This is a genomic window from Rhizobacter sp. P1_G5 (assembly GCF_056405435.1).
The window spans coordinates 1-1978 of sequence record NZ_JBFUCB010000853.1; the positions used below are offsets into that span (position 1 = coordinate 1).

3 protein-coding genes are annotated in these 1978 nt (G+C 75.5%); 2 read left to right on the forward strand and 1 reads right to left on the reverse strand.

Annotation, left to right across the window (positions count from 1 at the left end; genetic code table 11):
- Together AC1D12_RS31915 and AC1D12_RS31920 are read left to right on the forward strand one after the other, a co-directional pair.
- The coding region (locus tag AC1D12_RS31915; RefSeq protein ID WP_477845179.1) for a universal stress protein at positions 1-211 on the forward strand (211 nt) is incomplete at its 5' end.
- The gene (locus AC1D12_RS31920; protein ID WP_477845180.1) at positions 208-1008 is read left to right on the forward strand and encodes a L,D-transpeptidase; all 801 of its coding nucleotides are present in this window, start codon (positions 208-210) and stop codon (positions 1006-1008) included. The genes AC1D12_RS31915 and AC1D12_RS31920, both read left to right, overlap by 4 nt.
- Before the next feature lie 19 nt (positions 1009-1027).
- On the opposite strand, the gene AC1D12_RS31925 is transcribed toward AC1D12_RS31920, so the two are convergent.
- Complete coding sequence (locus AC1D12_RS31925) at positions 1028-1975, reverse strand: zinc-binding alcohol dehydrogenase family protein (protein ID WP_477845181.1); 948 nt, start codon at positions 1973-1975, stop codon at positions 1028-1030.
- Positions 1976-1978: the final 3 nt, after the last annotated feature.

A 1978-nucleotide genomic window follows, 5' to 3' on the forward strand; every position in this document is an offset into this window, starting at 1 on the left:
GTTCGAGGGCCTGGCCACGCGGCTGGCCGATGCGGTCGAGCAGGAGGCGCGCCGCTGGGGCGCCGACCTGGTCGTGCTCGGCACGCACGGCCGCCGCGGCGCGAGCCGCTTCTTCCTCGGCAGCGATGCCGAGCAGGTGCTGCGCTCGTCGCCGGTGCCGGTGCTGCTGGTGCGCGCGCAGGAAGCCGCGACGCCGACCGCGCGGGCGTGAACCGCGGGCTGCGCCGGCTGGCTTTCGCCGCACTGCTCGCGGCCGTGGGGCCGCTGCAGGCACAGCGCCCGTTCCCGTCGCCGCCATTGGCCGACGCGTTCGCCGAGCAGGTGAGCCCGCGGCTCGAGTTGCCCGAGCCGGCGGCCGCCGGCTACGCGGCGCTGCTCGCCGGGGCGTGGCAGGCCGCTGCGATCGACCCGGGGCCGGCGACGCAGTTCGTGCTGCTGGTCGATCGCCATCCGCAGGTGCAGGCGCTGGTGCTGTTCTGGGGCTCGCCCGAGGACGGCTGGCGGGTGGTCGGCGCGGCGCCGGTGTCGACCGGGCTGCCGGGGCGCTACGAGCATTTCACGACGCCGCCCGGCGTGTTCGCGCATTCGCYGCAGAACCCGGATTTCCGCGCCGAGGGGACGCGCAACGAGCTCGGCATCCGCGGCTACGGCCGCAAGGGCGCGCGGGTGTTCGACTTCGGCTGGGTCGCGGCGCCCAAGGGCTGGGGCGACCACGCGATGAGCGTGATGCGCCTGCAGGTGCATGCGACCGACCCGGACCTGCTCGAGCGTCGCCTCGGCTCGGCGCAGTCGAAGGGCTGCATCCGCATCCCGGAACGCCTGGACGAGTTCCTCGACCGCTACGGCGTGCTCGATGCCGACTATGACGCTGCGCTCGCGCAGGGGCATTCGCTGTGGATGCTGCGCGCCGACCGGCTGCCGAGCCCGTGGGCCGGGCGCTGGCTGGTGGTGGTCGAGTCGACGGTGGATGCGCGGCCGGCCTGGTCGCCGGCGCCCGCCATGCGCTGATCCGGCGCCGCGCCGCGCGCTACGGCATCACGACCGCTGCCCCCAGTACGCGCCCGGCACGCAGGTCGGCCAGCGCGACGTTGGCGCGGTCCAGCGGGTAGGGTGTGGCGTGCACGTCGAGCGGATGGCGGCGCGCGAATGCGAAGAACTCGGCAGCGTCGGCGCGCGTGAGGTTCGCCACCGACATCAGCTGCCGCTCGTGCCACAGCAACTCGTACGGAAACGACGGGATGTCGCTCATGTGGATGCCGCCGCAGACCACGCGGCCGCCGGGGCGCACCGCGCGCAGCGCGAGCGGCACCAACTCGCCGGCCGGTGCGAACAGGATGGCGGCATCGAGCGCGTGCGGCGGCGCCTCGGTGCTCGCGCCGGCCCACACTGCGCCGAGGCGGCGCGCGAAGTCCTGCGCGGCGATGTCGCCCGGCCGCGTGAACGCGTGGACCTGGCGGTCCTGCTGCAGCGCGACCTGCGCGACCAGGTGGGCCGCGGCCCCGAAGCCGTACAGGCCGAGGTGGCGGGCATCGCCGGCCAGGCGCAGGCTGCGCCAGCCGATCAGCCCGGCGCACAGCAGCGGCGCCACCAGCAGCGGCGGCTGGTCCAGGTTCAGCTCGATGCAGAAATCGGCTTCGGCGACGGTGTGCGTCGCGAAGCCGCCGTCGCGGCCGTGGCCGGTGAAGACCGGCGCCTCGCACAGGTTCTCGCTGCCGCGCGCGCAGGCCGCGCAGTGCCCGCAGGTGTGGCCGAGCCACGGCACGCCGACGCGCATGCCGGTGCGCAGCCGCGTGRCCCCGGGGCCGAGCCGCTCGACGATGCCGACGATCTCGTGCCCCGGCACCAGCGGCAGGCGCGGCAGCGGCAGTTCGCCGTCGACCACGTGCAGGTCGGTGCGGCACACCGCGCAGGCCTCGACGCGCAGTAGCACCTCTGCGGAGCCGGGCACCGGCAGCGGCCGCTCCTCCAGGTGCAGCGG